Source organism: Streptomyces sp. NBC_01197 (assembly GCF_036010505.1).
In the GTDB taxonomy this organism is placed as follows: domain Bacteria; phylum Actinomycetota; class Actinomycetes; order Streptomycetales; family Streptomycetaceae; genus Streptomyces.
This window is the reverse complement of record NZ_CP108569.1, coordinates 6,650,001-6,670,384: the sequence shown is the minus strand read 5'-3', so window position 1 is coordinate 6,670,384 and position 20,384 is coordinate 6,650,001. Positions and strand designations below refer to the sequence as shown.

The window sequence follows — 20,384 nt, the reverse complement described above, 5'->3', positions numbered from 1 at the left end:
GCCCGCCGCACCTTCACAGGCCGCAAGCCGCCACCGTCGCCGGCACACCCTCCGGCCAGGAGTGCACCGGTTCGCCGCCCGCCATCAGCTCGGCGTACCGCCGGGTGGTGAGCGCCAGCGCCTCGCGCCGCCCGTGCCCCGCCTCCAGCGCCCGGTGGAACGTGTCCACCTGCCAGGAGGCACCGTTCGTCCGGCGCCTGCACCGCTCCTCGATGACACCGAGGCAGCGGTCGCGGTCCGCGGCCTCGATACCCCAGGCGTCGAGCCCCGCGGCGGCCAGCGGCAGCAGCTCGTCCCGGACGAGGCGCACCGCGGGCACCGACGTGACGCCGCCGGAGCGCCCTGCCCTCGGCCACTCCAGTCCGGCGTCGATTCCGTGCCGGCAGGCCGCGTCGAAGTTACGTGCCGCGGCCTCGAAGGGCAGCCGCCGCCACACCGGACGGGGAGCATCGGCGAGCGCCCTCACCAGCCCGTAGTAGAAGGCCGCGTTGGCCATCACATCCATGACGGTGGGCCCGGCGGGCAGCACCCTGTTCTCGACCCGCAGATGGGGTACGCCGTCGGCCACGTCGTAGACCGGGCGGTTCCAGCGGTAGACGGTCCCGTTGTGCAGGACGAGTTCCTGGAGGCGCGGCACCCCGCCGTCGTCGAGCACCCGCAGCGGGTCCTCGTCGTCGCACAGCGGCAGCAGCGGCGGAAAGTACCGGAGGTTCTCCTCGAAGAGGTCGTACGCCGAGTCGATCCAGCGCTCGCCGAACCAGGTCCGCGGCCGCACCCCCTGGGCCCGGAGTTCCGGCGGGCGCACATCGGTCGCCTGGAGGAAGAGCGGCGGCCGCGACTCCCGCCACAGCTCCTTGCCGAACAGGAAGGGCGAGTTGGCGCCCAGCGCGACCTGCACGGCGGCGACGGCCTGCGCCGCGTTCCACACATCGGCGAAGCGCGCCGGAGTGACCTGAAGGTGCAACTGCACCGACGTACAGGCCGCTTCGGGCACGATCGACGAGGAGGTGCAGGTCAGCTGCTCGACACCGGATATGTCGAGGTCGAAGTCCTCACCGCGGGCCGCGCACATCTGATCGTTGAGCAGGGCGTAGCGGTCGGCCGACGAGAGGTTCGCGCTGACGAGATCCTGCGGGTCGAGTGTCGGCAGGATTCCGATCATCATGATCCCGGCGTCGACTTCGGCTGCTTTTCTGTGCGCGTACGCGAGACCGGTGCGGAGCTCCTCGGCCAGCTGGTCGAAGACCCGTCCGCCCAACCGGTGCGGGATAATATTCACTTCGAGATTGAACATCCCGAGTTCCATCTGGAAATCACGGCTGGCGATCCGGTCGAGAACCTCCTCATTCACCATCCGGGGCATGCCGTCGGCGCCCGTGAGATTGAGTTCGATCTCCATCCCCATGAGATTCCTCGGGCTGTCGAACCTCTTCTCTTCCAATAGTCGCTCCAGCACCTCCAGACACTGCTGTAGCTTTCTCCGGTACTGCTGCCGACCCGACGGATCGACACCGCCGGCCTCCAGCTTCTCCCCCATCGCTGCACCCCTCCACGAGTGTGCGGCCACGGCGGCCGCCCGGGTCACGGTCGATAATGCCCACAGTCTGCGATCCGTAACTCCCCACCCGGAGTCAGGAGCGAGTATGGTTACGAGAAGATGACGTGTGGCACATTCACCAGGCAGACGCCTGGAGCAATTTCCAAGCGTGTGAAGCCCGGTGGGCACGGTGAAAACGACCGACGGTTTTCGGCCGACCACTCACATGAAGAACCGTGAGGCCACAGAAGCGCGCATACGTTAAATCGGGATAATCTCCGCAGAAGAAAGACCGGATAGCAACTTGTTTGCAATATCCACGTCAGCTAGTTGAAACCCCGCGTGAACACGTGTCGTATAAACTCCGCAGACGAGGCAGAGAGTTGGCGCCCCGGCCCCCGGAGAGTGCGGTACCCCTCCATGCCCCACGGCCCCCCTCTGCCCCTGCCTGCTGACAGTGCTGTCCGCACAGCCCACGCATCAACGTGTCTCCGAAGTGAGAGGCGACCACATCATGCCGCTGTATGTCCCTCCGGCTCCCGCGCCGGCCCTGCGCAGCGTCCTCGCGGCACTCGGCTCCCCCACTGCCGTACGCGAGGCCCGAACCCCGGCTCTCCGCTCCGCCCCGGGGCCACTCACCCCCGAACTGCCCCTTCCCGTCTACGTACTGGACCAGATCATGCCGAGCGGCGGGACCCCACGCACCCGGCTCACCGGCTGGCGGTTCCTGATCCGCAGCGGCGACCACGCCGTGGCCGCCGCGGACACCAAGCTCACCGCCGACGGCTGGACCTTCTCGCACTTCTTCGAGGGCCCCTACGCCACCGCCACCGGCAGCGCACTGCGCCGGGCCGAGGCGATGGACACACCGTTCCAGCCCAGGCTGCTGTCCGTGCCTGAGCTCTACATGCTGACACTGTGGCTGCACGGCGACACCGGCGCCGACGCCTCGGTCTCCGGCACCATGCCGGCCCCCACGGACCTGCTGGTGCCCCTCGCACCCGCACCACCCGGCATCGCCGCGCACCGCCCCCACCGGGTGTCGGAACTGCTGCCGGTGATGACTATGAGGCTGTCACCCCCGCTGCTGGGCTCTCCCGCCTGACGGCTGCCGGCCAGCACCGCGCGCCCCGCGACCACCGACAGGTCGCGGGGCGCGGCGCTCTTTCTGCCCATCCGGTCTAGCCCGGCCGGGCCACCTCCGAACCACCCGAACAGGCAGTCAAGTTGACCTGAACCGTCCGCACGGGTGATGCGTCCTTATGCTGTAGCAAGTGCTGCCGTGAAATCCCTGCGGATTGACGCCCGTAGGGCAACACTGGGATCACCGACTGATCGGGGGGCGGCCATGAAATCCGCATCGAGCCGCAGGACACTCACTACAACGCAGCGAAAGAACGCATCCATGTGCCAGCACCAGCCAACCTGCCCGTCAGCCACCTCTGCCGACCGGGAGGCCGCGCTCCTCGTGGCGCACCACCCGGAGCAGGGCTGGAGTCTGCTGTGCAACGGCGTTCTCATCTTCGAGGACACCGGTGAACTGCTGCCCGACGGCCAGATCATCGCGCCGCACCGCCCACTGGGCTCAGGACTGGCGACCGCCGCCTGACCCTGCTCAGTACCGAGGAACAGAACTGGCACAGCCGACGAAGGGCCGGCCCGGGAGACATCCCCGAACCGGCCCTCCCGCATGTCCGTCAGTTGTCGTACGCGTCCAGCGGCGGGCACGAGCAGACGAGGTTGCGGTCGCCGAAGGCTCCGTCGATCCTGCGCACCGGAGGCCAGTACTTGTCGGCGGGCGAGACACCGGCCGGGAAGACGGCCTCCTCGCGGGTGTAGCCGTGGTTCCACTCACCGCCCAGCGCTGCCGCGGTGTGCGGGGCGTTGCACAGCGGATTGTCGTCCTCCGCCCACTCGCCCGACGCGACCTTCTCGACCTCGGCGCGGATCGCGATCATCGTGTCGCAGAACCGGTCGAGCTCCGCCAGGTTCTCGCTCTCGGTCGGCTCGATCATCAGCGTTCCGGCCACCGGGAACGACATCGTCGGCGCGTGGAAGCCGTAGTCGATGAGGCGCTTGGCGATGTCGTCGACGCTCACACCGGTCGCCTTGGACAGCGGTCGCAGATCGACGATGCACTCGTGCGCGACCAGCCCCTCGGGGCCCGTGTACAGCACCGGGTAGTGCGGTTCGAGGCGCTTGGCGATGTAGTTGGCGGCCAGCACGGCCACCTGCGTCGCCCGCTTGAGCCCCTCGCCACCCATGAGACGTACGTACGCCCAGGAGATCGGCAGGATGCCCGCGGAGCCCCACGGGGCGGCCGAGACCGGACCGACGCCCGTCGCGGGGCCGGCGGCCGGCTGGAGCGGATGGTTCGGAAGGTACGGCGCCAGGTGGGCCCGTACGCCGACCGGGCCGACACCGGGGCCGCCGCCGCCATGCGGGATGCAGAAGGTCTTGTGCAGGTTGAGGTGCGAGACGTCCGAGCCGAACTTGCCGGGCTTGGCGAGCCCCACGAGCGCGTTCAGGTTGGCCCCGTCGACGTACACCTGACCGCCCGCGTCGTGCACGGCGGCGCAGATGTCGGTGATGTGCTCCTCGAAGACACCGTGGGTCGACGGGTAGGTGACCATCAGTACGGACAGCTCGTCGCGGTACTGCTCGATCTTGGCGTTCAGGTCCTCGACGTCGACGTCGCCGTCCTCGCGGGTCTTCACGACGACGACCTTCATACCGGCCATCACGGCGCTGGCGGCATTGGTGCCGTGCGCCGAGGACGGGATGAGGCACACGGTGCGCGCGGTGTCGCCGTTGGCCCGGTGGTAGGCGCGTACGGCCAGCAGCCCGGCCAGCTCGCCCTGCGAGCCCGCGTTGGGCTGGAGCGAGACCTTGTCGTATCCGGTGACCTCGGCGAGCCGCTCCTCCAGCTCGTGGATGAGCGTCAGATAGCCCTCTGCCTGCCCGGCCGGTGCGAAGGGGTGGATCGCGCCGAACTCGGGCCAGGTGACCGGCTCCATCTCGGTGGTGGCGTTGAGCTTCATGGTGCAGGAGCCGAGCGGGATCATGCCGCGGTCCAGCGCGTAGTCACGGTCGGCGAGCTTGCGCAGGTAGCGCAGCATCGCCGTCTCGGAACGATGCTGGTGGAAGACCGGGTGGGTGAGAACGGTGTCCTCCCGCAGCAGCCCTGCGGGCAGCGCGTCGGCGGTCCGCTCGTCGAGCGCCTCGATGTCGCCGTCGGCGCCGAAGGCGGCCCAGACGGCGGCCAGCTGGGTGCGTGTGGTGGTCTCGTCGCAGGAGACGGAGATCAGGTCCGCGTCGACCTGGTGCAGGTTGACCCCGCCCTCACGGGCGGCGGCGGCGACCTCTGCGGCCCTGCCCCCGGTCCGTACGGTGAGGGTGTCGAAGTAGTCGCCGTGCACGACGTCGACGCCCGCGGTACGCAGCCCCTCGGCGAGGATCGCCGCGTACCGGTGGGTGCGCCGGGCGATCTCGCGCAGACCGTCCGGGCCGTGGTAGACCGCGTACATCCCGGCCATCACGGCGAGGAGCACCTGCGCGGTGCAGATGTTGCTGGTGGCCTTCTCGCGGCGGATGTGCTGCTCACGAGTCTGGAGGGCCAGCCGGTACGCCTTGTTGCCGTCGGCGTCGACCGAGACGCCGACGAGCCGCCCCGGCAGGCTGCGCGCGAACTTCTCACGTACGGCCATGAACCCGGCGTGCGGTCCGCCGAAGCCCATCGGGACGCCGAACCGCTGGGTCGTACCGACCGCGATGTCCGCTCCCAGCTCTCCGGGCGAGGTGAGCAGCGTCAGCGCCAGCAGATCGGCGGCGACGGTGACGACGGCACCCAGCTCGTGCGCCTGCTCAATGACGGGCGCGATGTCCCGGACCCGGCCGGAGGCGCCCGGGTACTGGAGCAGCACGCCGAACACACCGCGCTCGGCCACATCGGCCGGGATGCCGTCACTGAGGTCGGCGACGACGACCTCGACACCGGCCGGCTCGGCGCGCGTCTCGATCACCGCGACGGTCTGCGGGAGGGCGTCGGCGTCGATCAGGAAGACACCGTTCTTGACCTTGCCCACGCGGCGCGCGAGGGACATCGCCTCGGCTGCCGCGGTGCCCTCGTCCAGCAGCGAGGCGCCCGAGGTGGGCAGGCCCGTCAGATCAGCGACAACGGTCTGGAAGTTCAGCAGCGCCTCCAGGCGCCCCTGGGAGATCTCCGGCTGGTAGGGCGTGTACGCCGTGTACCAGGCGGGGTTCTCCATGACGTTGCGCAGGATGACCGGCGGGGTGAACGTGCCGTAGTAACCGAGCCCGATCATCGGGGCGAGGACCTGATTGCGGTCGGCGAGCGAACGCAGCTCGGCGAGGACCTCGGCTTCGGTGCGGGCGTCCGGGAGGTTCAGCGCCTCGGCACTCTTGATCACCTCGGGTACGGCGGCCGATGTGAGCTCCGAGAGCGATCCGTAACCGACGTGGGCGAGCATCTTGGCCTGATCCCCCGCGTCGGGCCCGATGTGGCGCTGTTCGAAGGGGATGCCACGCTCCAGCTGGGAGAGCGGAATGCGGTGAGCAGTCATGGCGGAGGCCTCCTGGTCGTTACGACCTGCGAGGGGTACCACGGCACGGGTACCCGGACGGCCTCCCCCTCTGTCATCTCAACCTGAGAGTTTCACCGGCCCGCCGCTCGACGCGCCCGCTTTCACCGTCGGTGAGGTAGGGATCCGGGCGTGCCCGCCCGACGCCCGCCCTGCTTTCCAGAGTGACCTCGTCCGCGCGGTACGTGTGCCTGAGAGATTCCGGGGAGGATTTGCTCCTTCGGCGCCCCCGGACAACGCGTCCGAAGAGCTCTCCCGCGCGGGGTCAGCAGCCAGTGGCCAGCCTACCAGCGAGCCACTTCGCACGGTGTTCGAGTGGCCGATGCCACGGTTCTGGACTTCCCTGAGAGGGAGACCTTCGCCGGGGGCGGGAGACATGGTGATCCGTTGCGATCAGTTGGAGGGACCGTGCAGAGCGACATAGATCCGCGCAGCCTGATCGGCCGCAAGGCGTTCGACCTCAATGGCCTCAAGATAGGCACGGTTGACGAGGTCTACCTCGACGACGCCACCGGGGTGCCCGAGTGGGCCGCGGTACGTACCGGACTGTTCAGCCGGGACGCGTTCGTCCCGCTGAAGCCGAGCGAACTGGTCAGGGAAGCCCTGCGAGTGCCCTTCGACCGCAACCTGATCAAGGAAGCACCGGGCTTCGGCGTCGGCCGCCATCTCTCGCCCGAACAGGAACTCCAGCTCTACCACCACTACGGGCTCGGTATCTCGGCCCCCACGCCGCCGCCTCCCGACCGGGACTTCGGCCGGCTCGCGGGCGAAGAGGAACGCGCCTGAGCCTCCGGCTCCGCCCCGGCAGCCGCTGCTTCCCCGGGCCGCCCGGGCTGCCTCTCACCGGTGTCCGCTTCCTCCCCCACGGCCGGGCTGTCCGGCCCGCCCGGGGCAGTCGCGGCAGCCCGGACCAGCGGCAGCGGATCCGACGGCTGCAGCGCGGGGTCGTCGACCCTGAAGGTCCGCACCCGGCCGGGCTCGGTCGCGTACGGATCCTCGAACCGCACCGTCACCCGGCCCACGCCACTGCCCTGCACCCACCCCGCGCCGTACTCGTCATGGCGCACATCGTGCCCGGCGAGCCAGCGGCGGCCGGTGCCGGGCGGCGGCTCGTCCACGAGTGGCTCCGGCGGCGCCGCGGGGCCGGGCACCGCCTCTTCCGCCGCGAGCTCCAGCACGGCCGCCCGCTCGGTGGCCGCCCGCTCGGTGGCCGCCCGCTCCGTGGCCGCCTGCGCGAACAGATCCTCCTGAGTGAAGTCCGCGAGGCCGCTGACGCCCACCCCGAGCAGCCTCACGCCGCCCGTGGTGTCCACGGCCTCCAGCAGCCGTCCCGCGGCCTCGCGCACGACCTCCGGGTCGTCCGTGGGCCCCCGGAGCGTCTCGGAACGGGTCAGCGTCGAGAAGTCGTACCGCCGGACCTTCAGCACCACCGTCCGCCCGGACCGTCCGGCGTCCCGCAGCCGCTCCACGCACCGGCCGGCCAGCCTCACCACCTCCGCCCGCACCCGTACCCGGTCGTGCAGGTCCACGTCGAAGGTGTCCTCGACCGAGACCGACTTGGCGTCCCGGTCCGAAACCACGGGCCGGTCGTCGTGGCCGAGCGCCATCCGGTACAGCGCTGCGCCGTGCGCCTTGCCCAGCAGCCGGACGAGCTCGTCCTCACCCGCCTCTGCCAGATGGGACACGGTGGTCATCCCGGCCCTGCGCAGATGCTCACCGGTCGCCGGCCCCACGCCCGGCAGAATTCGTACGGAGAGGGGGGCGAGCAGCTCGCGCTCGGTGCCCGGTTCTATCAGGACCAGGCCGTCCGGCTTGGCCCGCTCCGAGCCGATCTTCGCCAGCATCTTGGAGCCGGCGAGGCCCACCGACCCGCTGAGCCCCGTGACCGCCAGGATGTCCCTGCGCAGCTGCTCACCGGCGCGCCGGGCCGACCGGCTGCCGTCGGCGACTCCGCCCGCCTCCAGGTCGACGAAGGCCTCGTCCAGGCTCAGTGGCTCGACCAGCGGCGAGAGCCGCCGGAGCAGCTCCATGACCTGGCCGCTCACCTCGCGGTAGAGCCCGAAGCGCGGGACCAGATAGGCGGCGTTCGGACAGAGCCGACGGGCCTGCGCCATCGGCATCGCCGAATGCACCCCGAAGATCCGGGCCTCGTACGAGGCCGTCGACACCACTCCGCGCGGCCCCAGCCCGCCGACCACCACCGGCTTCCCGCGCAGGCTCGGCTTCGCCGCCTGTTCCGCGGCGGCGAAGAAGGCATCCATGTCCAGATGCAGGATGGTCGGTACAGCTCTCACACCACCGATGCTGCCTCACGGCACTGACAATCGGGGCTCTGCGGTGCGCTGGCCCGTCAGACAGCGCGGTTGCGGCGCCTGGCCAGTTCGTCGGCCGGGTTGTGGCCGATCAGGGTCTCGCCGGTGTCGACCCGTTCGCCGTGCAGCTGCGAGAGGGCGCTCTCCACGTCCCGCCACACGACCCCGACGGCGATTCCGAAGATCCCCTGGCCGCCCTGGAGCAGGCCGACCACCTCGTCGGGCGAGGAGCACTCGTACACCGTCGCGCCGTCGCTCATCAGCGTCATACGGTCGAGGTCGCAGGCCCCGCGGTCTCTGAGGTGGTGGACCGCCGTACGGATGTTCTGGAGGGCCACACCGGTGTCCAGGAACCGCTTCACGATCTTGAGGACGACCACGTCCCGGAAGCTGTAGAGACGCTGGGTGCCCGATCCCTGGGCGGGCCGCACACTCGGCTCGACCAGTCCCGTGCGCGCCCAGTAGTCGAGCTGCCGGTAAGTGATCCCGGCCGCCGCGCAGGCGGTCGGCCCCCGGTAGCCGACGGTGTCGGTCGTCGGTTCGGCCGCTGAGCCGTGAAGCGGATACGGCACTCCGTCCCCCGGACCCAGTCCGGGGAGATCCCCTGCCACATCTTCGCCGGTGCTTCTCACGCCGACCTCCGTCCTTGAACTGCCCACTCGACGGTAGGCAGTCACTTGAGGTGCGTCAACGATCGCCACACTCGGCACGCCGAGTGATAATCACCCCAGGAGTGGTTTCGCGTGCCCCTCTCCGGGGAAAGGCTTGCCGGATGCGCTGACGACCCGAGCGGAGCGTCACTGGCTGTTCGTCCCGAAGTCCTCCGGAGAAATCTGGTCGAGGAACTCGCGGAACTTCTCCACCTCGTCCTCCTGCTCGTCAGGAATGGCGATTCCCGCATCGTCGAGCACTCCGTCACTGCCGTAGATCGGCGTCCCGGTGCGCAGAGCGAGCGCTATGGCGTCGGAAGGCCTCGCACTCACCTCGACCCCGCTCGCGAAGACCAGCTCCGCGAAGAAGACCCCGTCGCGCAGATCGGTGATGCGCACTTCCGTGAGCTCCTGGCCGACCGCTTCGAGGACATCCTTGAAGAGGTCATGGGTCAGCGGCCTTGCTGGAGCCATGCCCTGCTGGGCGAAGGCGATCGCGGTCGCCTCACCAGGGCCGATCCAGATAGGGAGATACCGGTCGCCTCCCACTTCACGCAGGAGCACGATCGGCTGGTTGGAGGGCATTTCCACCCGGACACCCACAACGTCGAGCTCGTTCACACAGCAACCCTAGGACGTGCCCGGCAGGTTTGGGTAGTCGGGCACCCCCGTGATCAGTACAACCGGACCCGGAGAGAGGTCTGCACGAGCGCCGCGTGAAGCCGCACGGTCAGTGCTGCCAGGTCCTTCGTGGTCGTATCCGCGTCCGCTCTGGTCTGCGGATTGCGGTTCAGCCGAAGGGGGGCGACGACCTGCTCGATCAGCCCGGACTCACGGTCGGCGGCCGCTTTCATGGCACGCAGATGCCGCGGTTCCAGACCGAATCGGCCCAGGTCCGCGACAAGCCCGGCCACATTCACGGCCTCCGCGTCGTATCCGCCCTCAGGGAGCGGCGACAGCAGGCCGTACGACTCCCATTCCGCGAGGTCGTCAGCGCTGATCCCGGCGGCCGCGAGCAGCTCTTCCCGGCCGACCCGGGACGCCGTGGGCCCGCCAGCGCCGCCGTCCGGCGCTCCGTCCGCGGGCTCGCGGACGGCACCGGGGGCGGGCAGCTGGATCTGCTCGCCCCGGCCCAGTGCGTCGAGGTGGTCCCGGATGACCTTCAGCGGCAGATAGTGGTCGCGCTGCATCCGCAGGACCTGAGCCAGCCGCTCGACGTCCGCGGTACCGAACTTCCGGTACCCGGACGACGTACGCTGCGGCTCGACCAGCCCTTCGGCCTCCAGAAAGCGGATCTTGGAGATCGTGACTTCGGGAAACTCTTCCCGGAGCAGATTCAGGACCGTGCCGATACTGACAAGCCGGTCGTCGTCGGTGGCGGTGCCGTCGCCGGCACCGCCTGTCGATGATTGCCGCATGGGCCTTCCCTGACGGGTCACACGCCCCGCTGGCTCGCGTAGAAGACCAGCCGGTACTTGCCGATCTGCACCTCGTCACCATTGGCGAGCACGACGGCGTCGATACGCTCACGGTTGACGTACGTGCCGTTCAGGCTGCCGACGTCCGAGACGGTGAAACCGCCGTCGGCACCCCTGCGGAACTCCACATGCCGCCTCGACACGGTGACGTCGTCGAGGAAGATGTCGCTCTGCGGATGGCGGCCGGCCGTGGTCAGATCGCCGTCCAGCAGGAAGCGGCTCCCCGAGTTCGGGCCGCGGCGGACGACGAGGAGCGCGGAGCCGAGGGGCAGGGCGTCGACGGCCGCCTGGGCCTCAGGAGAGAGCGAGGGCGAAGCGGTCTGCCCTGTCACCTCAGCCTCGTACGCCTCGAGGCCGGAGATGGAGATCGTCGAAGTGGTCTCCGAGGGCCGCTCGGGCACCCCGGCGCGCAACGGCGCTCCACAGTTGGAGCAGAACCGACTGTCCTCGGCATTGCGGTGGCCGCACCTCGTGCAAACCGGCATGGATGCATCCTCCTGCCGCGACTGCCCTGCGTGGGCGTTGGTTGCGTACGGATCGGAGGGCAACCCTCGACCCGTACTTGAGGGTGATGCTTCCCCAAAACCTATGCGGCCCTGACCCGCAGGGTCAACAGACGACGCACCCTGATCACCCGAAATGTCGCGACCGGGCCGACCCACCTCGTCCCGGAACAGCGGGCGGTCGCCACCCTGGTCCTCGCCCTCCACATGGCGCGGGGCGCGGTGTCGCGCGCTGTCCTCACGTGCGCTCTTGCCGAACAATTTCCCAAACAACTTCACGGGCGATTCCCCTTGACCGAAACAGACCCGCCCGTGGGGCAGGACGAACTCTCAATGAACACACCTGCCGAACCGGACATCCTTACAACGTCCGTACCCCCCAGACAGTTTCCACCACACACCCCGCTATCCGTGCGCCGACCCCCCGCAACCTCGTGGCCTTGTCCCCCGGCCCTCACGCGCCCCCGCCTCACTGTGAGGAGGACCGAGCGTAGTCAGGCCGCTTCGCCGGTCGCAAGGCGTCCACAACGATCTTCTGTGCAGGCGTCACAGTGGCTGTGGCCTGCTCCTTCTCCAGAGTCTGCACCACTCCGCCCGGAATATTCAGCGCGGGCTCCAAGTCGGCCGGTTTCCCGATGACCTTGAAGGTGTACGGCGCGCTGATCTTCTCCGTGTCCACCTGGATCCCGCCGCCCACGTCGGAGAAGTAGGTGTCACCCACGACCCGGACGCCGTTGACCTGAATCGCCTCGGCGCCGGCCGCCCGCAGCTCCTGGACCGTGTCGAGCAGCATGTCCGCCTGGACCGTCTTGTGAGGGTCGTTGACGAGCAGGGTGATACCGGGGCCCTGGGCGGCGACCGTGCCGGCCAGGATGCCGAGCTGACGCGCTTTCTCGTTCGTCTGCTTACGCGCCTCCTCGGCCTGGTCCGAACTGCTCTCCAACTCGCTGCGCTGGCTCTGCAGACGCTGCTTCTCGTCGTCCAGGCGCTGGGTGCGATTGTCGAGCTCGTCGAGGATCCGCACCAGGTCCTCCTGGCGTGCCCCGCGCAGCGGGCTGTTGTCGCTGTTGGAGCGGACCTGGATGGCAAGTCCCAGACCCAGTACGAACAGCAGCAGGGCGACGACGAGTTGCGCCCTGGTGACCCGGGGCGGCCAGAGGGCTGCGATCAGCCGCTGCCGGCCGGCCTGCCTCGACTGCACCGCAGGCGTCGCCCCCGTGGCATCTCCCGGCGGCGTCTGCGCGGGCTTCTCCTCGGGCAGCGCGCCGGGGAAACGCCCGGGCCTGCCACCGGCGTCGGGCGGTGACCCCTGCGGGCTCCGCGGACCACCATCCGGATCAGGCGGGCTGCCCGGGTCCTGCGAATTATCCGGGTTCCGCGGGTCGGGCGGGTTCTCGTCGTCGCTCATCGGCTCGTCACCCATCGGCCTCACGCCCGGAACACATGCCTGCGAATGGCCGCGGCGTTCGAGAAGATGCGGATGCCGAACACGACCACAACACCGGTGGACAACTGCGCGCCGACGCCCAGTTTGTCGCCGAGGAACACGATCAGCGCGGCCACCACGACGTTGGACAGGAAGGACACGACGAAGACCTTGTCCACGAAGATTCCGTCGAGCATGGCCCGCAGACCGCCGAAGACCGCGTCGAGAGCGGCCACGACGGCGATGGGGAGGTAGGGCTCGACCATCGCCGGCACTTCGGGCCGGACCAACAGTCCGACCACGACTCCCACGACGAGGCCCAGTACGGCGATCACGATGTGCCCTTCCCTGTGTCGGCCGCGCCTTGGTCGGTGCCGGCGGCCTTCGGCTTTGCTGTACGTACGATCAGGCTCGCGGCCGCAGGAAGGCGCACGTCGGCCTGGTCGGAACTGCTGGTGCGGATGGAATAGCTGTCCTTCAGAACCTTCAGGTACTGCCCGCCGACACTGTCGTCGAATTCGCTGAGCAAGTGCTTCCCGTCCCCCACCGCCAGCACCGTGTACGGCGGTACCAGCGGCCTGTTGTCGACCAGTATGGCGTCACCGGCGGCGCGGATCGCCGACAGAGCGGTCAGACGCTGTCCGTTGATGGCGATCGCCTCGGCGCCCGACTGCCAGAGAGCGTTGACGAACTGCTGCATGTCACGGTCCCGCACCCGCCCCGTGTCGGAGAATCCGGGGCTCTCGCGCGGACCGCCGCCGTCGCTCTGAGAACTGTCCTTGGCGTCGTCGATGACCAGCTTCACGCCGGGACCGTGCACCGCTGTCGCGCCGGACAGCAGGGCCACAAGACCGCCCTGGTCGCCCCCGTGCTTCTGGAGCGCCTTGCGCTGCTGCTCACCCACCGAGTCGCGCAGCCCGTCGACCTTCTTCTGTTCCGCGTCGGCGGACGAAGTCTCCGAGTCGATACGGTCGATGAGCTCCTGGCGCTCCTTCGCGACCACCGGCGCCGTCACTCTGGCCTGAGCGGCGCCCACGGTGACCACGACCGCGGCAAGTACCAGCCCCGCGGCAAGACCGAGCTTGGCCCGCAGTGGACGCGGCACCCCCACGCTGCCCTCGGCCCGCCGCCGGGCGGTCGCCTCGGCGTAGCCGTCGTCGAGGCTGTGATCCATCACGTTGTTGAGCAGCGACATCGACGCATCGGGGCGCGGCGGCGGGGAGGCTGCGCTCCGAACGGGGGGCTGCTTCGGCATGCCGCACATCGTCGCACGTCGCAGCCGCAGGCTCCCAATGGCCCCGTCGGTGTACCGGACGGCACGGAGTCATGCCGTCCGGTACACCGTTACGACCTCACTGACCTGCGCTGTCCACGATCGACGACCACTCGTCGAGCAGCGCCTGCGCGGACGCGTCGTCCGGTCCTTCCGCCCACAGATGAGTGACGGCTTCGGCCGGGGCCGGCAGCACCATCACCCACCGGCCGTCGGGTTCGACGACCCGGACCCCGTCCGTGGTGTCCACGGACCGGTCGCCGGCCGCCTCCACCACCCGGCGCATAACCAGACCCTTGACGGCCCAGGGGGTCGCCAGGTCACGACGGAGCACATGGGCGCGCGGAATCCGGGCATCGATCTGACTGAGCGTCAACTGTGTACGGGAGACCAGGCCGATCAGCCGGACGAAGGCGGCGGTGCCGTCGAAGACACTGCTGGACTCGGGGATGATGAATCCACCGCGCCCGTCACCGCCGAAAATGGTGGAGTCCTCGCGGCCGACCCGGGTCAGGTCGTCGGGCGATGTAGTCGTCCACTCCACCTGGGTCCCGTGGTACGCGGCGACCTGCTCGGCGATCCTCGTGGTCGTGACCGGCAGCGCGACGCGTCCGCTGCGCCGCTCGGCCGCGATCAGGTCCAGCATCACCAGCAGAGCCCGGTCGTCCTCGATGATCCGGCCGCGCTCGTCCACGAGGGAGACGCGCTCGCCCACCGGGTCGAACCGCACTCCGAAGGCGGCCCGTGCCGAGGCCACGATCTCGCCGAGCCTGACGAGCCCGGCCCGGCGCGTGTCTGCGGTCTCCGTGGGCCTCGACTCGTCGAGTCCCGGGTTGATGACGAGCGCGTCGACACCGAGCCGTCCGAGGAGGCTGGGCAGGACGAGCCCGGCGCTGCCGTTGGACGCATCGACCACTACCTTGAGCCCGGCGTCCGCGATCCCCTTGGTGTCCACGTTGCGGAGCAGGGCGCCGGTGTACGAGTCGAAGACGCTCGCCGGGAAGTGCAGGTCCCCGATCTCACCGGGGAAGGCGCGGCGGTACTCCTGGCGGGCGTACACCCGGTCCAGCTTGCGCTGCCGGCCCTGCGAGAGGTCTGCTCCGCTCTCGTCGAAGAACATGATGTCCACGGAGTCGGGCACACCGGGCGAGGTCCGGATCATGATGCCGCCCGCACTGCCGCGGGCTGTCTGCTGTCTGGCCACCGGCAGCGGTGCGTTCTCCAGGTCCCGTACATCGATGGCACTGGCCTGGAGGGCGGAGATCACTGCCCGTTTGAGGGCACGCGCACCACGCGAGTGGTCACGTGCGGTGGTGACCGTGGAGCCCTTCTTGAGCGTGGTGGCGTACGCACCGGCCAGCCGTACGGCCAGTTCCGGGGTGATTTCGACATTGAGGATCCCGGAGACTCCGCGAGCGCCGAAGAGATGTGCCTGGCCCCGGGATTCCCAGATCACCGATGTGTTGACGAAGGCACCGGCCTCAATGGTCTTGAACGGATACACCCGCACATTGCCCTGGATGATGGATTCCTCACCGACGAGGCACTCATCACCGATGACGGCGCCGTCCTCGATGCGGGCCGCACGCATGATGTCGGTGTTCTTTCCGATCACGCAGCCACGCAGGTTGGACTGCTGGCCGATGTACACGTTGTCGTGAATGACAGCCCTGTGCAGGAAAGCGCCCGTCTTGACGACCACATTGGAGCCGACGACGGTGTGCTCCCGTATCTCCACGCCCTCTTCCACTTTGGCGTAGTCGCCGATGTAGAGCGGGCCGCGGAGTACGGCATCGGGATGCACTTCGGCGCCTTCGGAGACCCATACACCCGGAGAGATCTCGAAGCCGTCGATGTCCACGTCGACTTTGCCTTCGAGGACGTCCGCCTGAGCCTTCACATAGCTCTCGTGAGTGCCGACATCCTCCCAGTAGCCCTCGGCGACATAGCCGTAGACCCGCTTCCCCTCCTTCATCAGCTGGGGGAAGACATCACCGGACCAGTCGACCGACACGTCTGCCTCGACGTAGTCGAATACCTCGGGTTCCATCACGTAGATGCCCGTGTTCACGGTGTCCGAGAAGACCTGGCCCCAGGTCGGCTTCTCCAGGAAGCGCTCGACCTTTCCTTCCTCGTCCACGATGGTGATGCCGAACTCCAGCGGATTCGGCACCCGGGTCAGGCACACCGTGACGAGTGCGCCCTTCTCTTTATGGAAATTAATCAGATCCGTCAGGTCGAAATCGGTGAGCGCGTCCCCGGAGATCACCAGAAAGGTGTCGTCCTTGAGCGCCTCCTCCGCATTCTTGACGCTCCCCGCTGTGCCGAGCGGCTTCTCCTCGTTCGCGTATGTGAGCTCCATACCGAGCTCTTCACCGTCGCCGAAGTAGTTCTTGACCAGGGATGCGAGGAACTGCACGGTGACGACCGTTTCACTGAGCCCATGCCGCTTCAACAGCCGCAGCACATGTTCCATGATCGGTCGGTTGACCACCGGCAGGAGCGGCTTGGGCATACTTGAGGTCATAGGGCGAAGACGTGTGCCTTCGCCACCAGCCATCACGACGGCCTTCATGTCGGAAGCGCCCTCCTTGAGATGTCGACAGTCCAGCCGACTTCACCCGTCCGGTGAGGACACTCTGGCGTCATACGCAATCCGGCCACGCTGCGCGGCGCGCATCGACGAGTTCAGTCGGCTACTACATCCGCCTTCACAAGTCGGCGGACTTGTACTACATACAGGATTCCTGCCCACCAGTAGAGCGTTGTACCCCACCCTGCGAACGCCCATCCGAGAATCGACGCCAGGGTGCTCAGCCAGCCGCTGCCGTCGCTGAGCAGGAGCAACGGGAACGCGTACATCAAGTTGAAGGTAGCTGCCTTGCCCAGAAAGTTCACCTGGGGCGGCGGATAGCCGTGCCTGCGCAGGATTCCTACCATGACCAGAAGCATCAGCTCACGGGCCAATAGTGCCGCGGTCAACCAAATCGGCAGGATCTCCCGCCAGGTCAGACCAACCAGGGTGGAGAGAATGAAGAGACGGTCCGCGGCAGGGTCGAGCAGCCGTCCCAGCTTGCTGATCTGGTTCCAGCGGCGGGCCAGCTTGCCGTCGAGATAATCGCTCACACCACTGAGCATGAGTACCAGCAATGCCCAGCCATCGCTCTTGGGCCCGCCGAACTCGGGGCGGAGAATCAGCCACAGGAAAACGGGCACACCGATGAGGCGGGCCATGCTGAGGATGTTGGGGATGGTGAGTACCCGGTCCGTCTGAACACGGGTCTCCTGGACCTCCACCCGGGGGCCTCCTGTGAGGAACGTACGAACGATGCTCCCTGACCCTACCCTCAGCGGCGCCCGGCCAAGTCACAGGGGTCAGCGGACAGATGCCGGCCTGGATGTGAAACCGCAGGTGGACGCAGAAATGCCTCAGCCCCGGACCATAACGGTCCGGGGCTGAGGCTAAAAATTGTTCGGCGGCGTCCTACTCTCCCACAGGGTCCCCCCTGCAGTACCATCGGCGCTGAAAGGCTTAGCTTCCGGGTTCGGAATGTAACCGGGCGTTTCCCTAACGCAATGACCACCGAAACACTATGAAATTAACCAACACCGGTAACTACACGGTCGTTCGTTATTTCAGAACTAACACAGTGGACGCGAGCAACTGAGGACAAGCCCTCGGCCTATTAGTACCAGTCAGCTCCACCCGTTACCGGGCTTCCACATCTGGCCTATCAACCCAGTCGTCTACTGGGAGCCTTAACCCCTCAAAGGGGGTGGGAATACTCATCTCGAAGCAGGCTTCCCGCTTAGATGCTTTCAGCGGTTATCCTTTCCGAACGTAGCCAACCAGCCATGCCCTTGGCAGGACAACTGGCACACCAGAGGTTCGTCCGTCCCGGTCCTCTCGTACTAGGGACAGCCCTTCTCAATATTCCTACGCGCGCAGAGGATAGGGACCGAACTGTCTCACGACGTTCTAAACCCAGCTCGCGTACCGCTTTAATGGGCGAACAGCCCAACCCTTGGGACCGACTCCAGCCCCAGGATGCGACGAGCCGACATCGAGGTGCCAAACCATCCCGTCGATATGGACTCTTGGGGAAGATCAGCCTGTTATCCCCGGGGTACCTTTTATCCGTTGAGCGACAGCGCTTCCACAAGCCACTGCCGGATCACTAGTCCCGACTTTCGTCCCTGCTCGACCCGTCGGTCTCACAGTCAAGCTCCCTTGTGCACTTACACTCAACACCTGATTGCCAACCAGGCTGAGGGAACCTTTGGGCGCCTCCGTTACTCTTTAGGAGGCAACCGCCCCAGTTAAACTACCCATCAGACACTGTCCCTGATCCGGATCACGGACCGAGGTTAGACATCCAGCACGACCAGAGTGGTATTTCAACGACGACTCCACAACCACTGGCGTGGCCGCTTCACAGTCTCCCACCTATCCTACACAAGCCGAACCGAACACCAATATCAAACTGTAGTAAAGGTCCCGGGGTCTTTCCGTCCTTCTGCGCGAAACGAGCATCTTTACTCGTAGTGCAATTTCACCGGGCCTATGGTTGAGACAGTCGAGAAGTCGTTACGCCATTCGTGCAGGTCGGAACTTACCCGACAAGGAATTTCGCTACCTTAGGATGGTTATAGTTACCACCGCCGTTTACTGGCGCTTAAGTTCTCAGCTTCGCAACCCCGAAAGATCACTAACCGGTCCCCTTAACGTTCCAGCACCGGGCAGGCGTCAGTCCGTATACATCGCCTTACGGCTTCGCACGGACCTGTGTTTTTAGTAAACAGTCGCTTCTCGCTGGTCTCTGCGGCCACCCCCAGCTCACCAAGTAAATCGGATCACCAGGAATGGCCCCCCTTCTCCCGAAGTTACGGGGGCATTTTGCCGAGTTCCTTAACCATAGTTCACCCGAACGCCTCGGTATTCTCTACCTGACCACCTGAGTCGGTTTAGGGTACGGGCCGCCATGAAACTCGCTAGAGGCTTTTCTCGACAGCATAGGATCATCCACTTCACCACAATCGGCTCGGCATCAGGTCTCACCCTCCATGCCATCCGGATTTACCTGGATGACGGGCTACACCCTTACCCCGGGACAACCACCGCCCGGGCTGGACTACCTTCCTGCGTCACCCCATCGCTTACCTACTACCACCTTGGTTCAGCGGCTCCACCACTCCCCTTTGCCCGAAGGCTCCAGGACGGCTTCACGGCCTTAGCATCAATGGGCTCAGTACTGGGCGTTTCAAAGCGGGTACCGGAATATCAACCGGTTGTCCATCGACTACGCCTGTCGGCCTCGCCTTAGGTCCCGACTTACCCTGGGCAGATCAGCTTGACCCAGGAACCCTTAGTCAATCGGCGCACACGTTTCTCACGTGTGTATCGCTACTCATGCCTGCATTCTCACTCGTGAACCGTCCACAACTCGCTTCCGCGGCTGCTTCACCCGGCACACGACGCTCCCCTACCCATCCCAGCCCCCGTTAGGGGTACATGCTGGAATGACACGACTTCGGCGGTACGCTTGAGCCCCGCTACATTGTCGGCGCGGAATCACTTGACCAGTGAGCTATTACGCACTCTTTCAAGGATGGCTGCTTCTAAGCCAACCTCCTGGTTGTCTCTGCGACTCCACATCCTTTTCCACTTAGCGTACGCTTAGGGGCCTTAGTCGATGCTCTGGGCTGTTTCCCTCTCGACCATGGAGCTTATCCCCCACAGTCTCACTGCCGCGCTCTCACTTACCGGCATTCGGAGTTTGGCTAAGGTCAGTAACCCGGTAGGGCCCATCGCCTATCCAGTGCTCTACCTCCGGCAAGAAACACACGACGCTGCACCTAAATGCATTTCGGGGAGAACCAGCTATCACGGAGTTTGATTGGCCTTTCACCCCTAACCACAGGTCATCCCCCAGGTTTTCAACCCTGGTGGGTTCGGTCCTCCACGACCTCTTACAGCCGCTTCAACCTGCCCATGGCTAGATCACTCCGCTTCGGGTCTAGAGCGTGCAACTCAAACGCCCTATTAGGACTCGCTTTCGCTACGGCTTCCCCACACGGGTTAACCTCGCTACACACCGCTAACTCGCAGGCTCATTCTTCAAAAGGCACGCAGTCACGACTGACAGTACAAGTACCGCCAGCGACGCTCCCACGGCTTGTAGGCACACGGTTTCAGGTACTATTTCACTCCGCTCCCGCGGTACTTTTCACCATTCCCTCACGGTACTATCCGCTATCGGTCACCAGGGAATATTTAGGCTTAGCGGGTGGTCCCGCCAGATTCACACGGGATTTCTCGGGCCCCGTGCTACTTGGGAGTCACACAAGCAAGCCGTTGATGTTTCAGCTACGGGGGTCTTACCCTCTACGCCGGACCTTTCGCATGTCCTTCGCCTACACCAACGGTTTCTGACTTGCCCAACAGCCGGCAGACTATTGAAGTGCAATCCCACAACCCCGCATGCGCAACCCCTGCCGGGTATCACACACATACGGTTTGGCCTCATCCGGTTTCGCTCGCCACTACTCCCGGAATCACGGTTGTTTTCTCTTCCTGAGGGTACTGAGATGTTTCACTTCCCCT

The 20,384-nt window shown here is 66.6% G+C and carries 15 protein-coding genes, 2 rRNA genes and 1 riboswitch (1 of these 18 only partly in view); of the genes, 3 read left to right on the top strand and 14 right to left on the bottom strand.

Annotated features, from left to right (window positions below; genetic code table 11):
- Positions 1-13: 13 nt before the first annotated feature.
- Positions 14-1,537 (bottom strand): glutamate--cysteine ligase, encoded by a 1,524-nt coding sequence (locus OG452_RS30650; protein WP_327298788.1) that lies wholly within the window; start codon positions 1,535-1,537, stop codon positions 14-16.
- A gap of 514 nt (positions 1,538-2,051) precedes the next feature.
- On the opposite strand from OG452_RS30650, the gene OG452_RS30645 reads away from it, so the two are divergent.
- Positions 2,052-2,642: a hypothetical protein gene (locus tag OG452_RS30645; RefSeq protein ID WP_327298787.1), complete on the top strand. Its 591-nt coding sequence runs from the start codon at positions 2,052-2,054 to the stop codon at positions 2,640-2,642.
- A gap of 300 nt (positions 2,643-2,942) precedes the next feature.
- A complete protein-coding gene (locus tag OG452_RS30640; RefSeq protein WP_323183871.1) occupies positions 2,943-3,146 on the top strand; it encodes a DUF5999 family protein in 204 nt (67 codons plus the stop codon).
- A gap of 88 nt (positions 3,147-3,234) precedes the next feature.
- Here OG452_RS30640 and gcvP read toward each other — a convergent pair whose 3' ends face one another.
- A complete protein-coding gene (gcvP, locus tag OG452_RS30635) occupies positions 3,235-6,120 on the bottom strand; it encodes an aminomethyl-transferring glycine dehydrogenase (RefSeq protein WP_327298786.1) in 2,886 nt (961 codons plus the stop codon).
- Positions 6,121-6,307: 187 nt separating this feature from the next.
- Positions 6,308-6,406, bottom strand: a riboswitch (glycine riboswitch).
- 140 nt (positions 6,407-6,546) lie between these two features.
- On the opposite strand from gcvP, the gene OG452_RS30630 reads away from it, so the two are divergent.
- The gene (locus OG452_RS30630; RefSeq protein WP_327298785.1) at positions 6,547-6,924 is read left to right on the top strand and encodes a PRC-barrel domain-containing protein; all 378 of its coding nucleotides are present in this window, start codon (positions 6,547-6,549) and stop codon (positions 6,922-6,924) included.
- Here the strand turns inward: OG452_RS30630 and OG452_RS30625 are convergent.
- The 12 genes from OG452_RS30625 to OG452_RS30570 form a co-directional block, all read right to left on the bottom strand.
- Positions 6,840-8,432 (bottom strand): DNA polymerase IV, encoded by a 1,593-nt coding sequence (locus tag OG452_RS30625; RefSeq protein WP_327298784.1) that lies wholly within the window; start codon positions 8,430-8,432, stop codon positions 6,840-6,842. The genes OG452_RS30630 and OG452_RS30625 overlap by 85 nt on opposite strands.
- A 56-nt stretch (positions 8,433-8,488) precedes the next feature.
- Entirely contained in the window at positions 8,489-9,082 is a 594-nt protein-coding gene (locus OG452_RS30620) for a MerR family transcriptional regulator (RefSeq protein WP_405560028.1), read from the bottom strand.
- Between the two features lie 165 nt (positions 9,083-9,247).
- Positions 9,248-9,721, bottom strand: a complete 474-nt coding sequence (locus tag OG452_RS30615) for a bifunctional nuclease family protein (RefSeq protein WP_164266948.1) — start codon at positions 9,719-9,721, stop codon at positions 9,248-9,250.
- Positions 9,722-9,774: 53 nt separating this feature from the next.
- Positions 9,775-10,518 (bottom strand): transcriptional regulator FtsR, encoded by a 744-nt coding sequence (gene ftsR / locus OG452_RS30610; RefSeq protein ID WP_327298783.1) that lies wholly within the window; start codon positions 10,516-10,518, stop codon positions 9,775-9,777.
- A 17-nt stretch (positions 10,519-10,535) separates the two neighbouring features.
- Entirely contained in the window at positions 10,536-11,402 is an 867-nt protein-coding gene (locus OG452_RS30605; protein WP_327299836.1) for an FHA domain-containing protein, read from the bottom strand.
- A gap of 148 nt (positions 11,403-11,550) precedes the next feature.
- Positions 11,551-12,489 carry a DUF881 domain-containing protein gene (locus OG452_RS30600; RefSeq protein ID WP_327298782.1) on the bottom strand — a complete coding sequence of 313 codons (939 nt, stop codon included), beginning with the start codon at positions 12,487-12,489 and terminating at the stop codon, positions 11,551-11,553.
- A 20-nt stretch (positions 12,490-12,509) separates the two neighbouring features.
- Positions 12,510-12,842: a small basic family protein gene (locus OG452_RS30595; protein ID WP_164266945.1), complete on the bottom strand. Its 333-nt coding sequence runs from the start codon at positions 12,840-12,842 to the stop codon at positions 12,510-12,512.
- Positions 12,839-13,762, bottom strand: a complete 924-nt coding sequence (locus OG452_RS30590) for a DUF881 domain-containing protein (RefSeq protein ID WP_327298781.1) — start codon at positions 13,760-13,762, stop codon at positions 12,839-12,841. The genes OG452_RS30595 and OG452_RS30590 overlap by 4 nt, the downstream gene beginning before the upstream one ends.
- A gap of 97 nt (positions 13,763-13,859) precedes the next feature.
- Positions 13,860-16,355 carry a mannose-1-phosphate guanyltransferase gene (locus OG452_RS30585; RefSeq protein ID WP_327298780.1) on the bottom strand — a complete coding sequence of 832 codons (2,496 nt, stop codon included), beginning with the start codon at positions 16,353-16,355 and terminating at the stop codon, positions 13,860-13,862.
- A 113-nt stretch (positions 16,356-16,468) separates the two neighbouring features.
- Positions 16,469-17,077, bottom strand: coding sequence for a CDP-alcohol phosphatidyltransferase family protein (locus OG452_RS30580; RefSeq protein WP_327298779.1), 609 nt, complete (start codon positions 17,075-17,077; stop codon positions 16,469-16,471).
- A gap of 174 nt (positions 17,078-17,251) precedes the next feature.
- Positions 17,252-17,368 (bottom strand): 5S ribosomal RNA (rrf, locus tag OG452_RS30575).
- Between the two features lie 78 nt (positions 17,369-17,446).
- Positions 17,447-20,384: ribosomal RNA gene (locus tag OG452_RS30570) — 23S ribosomal RNA — on the bottom strand (it continues 187 nt past the right edge of the window).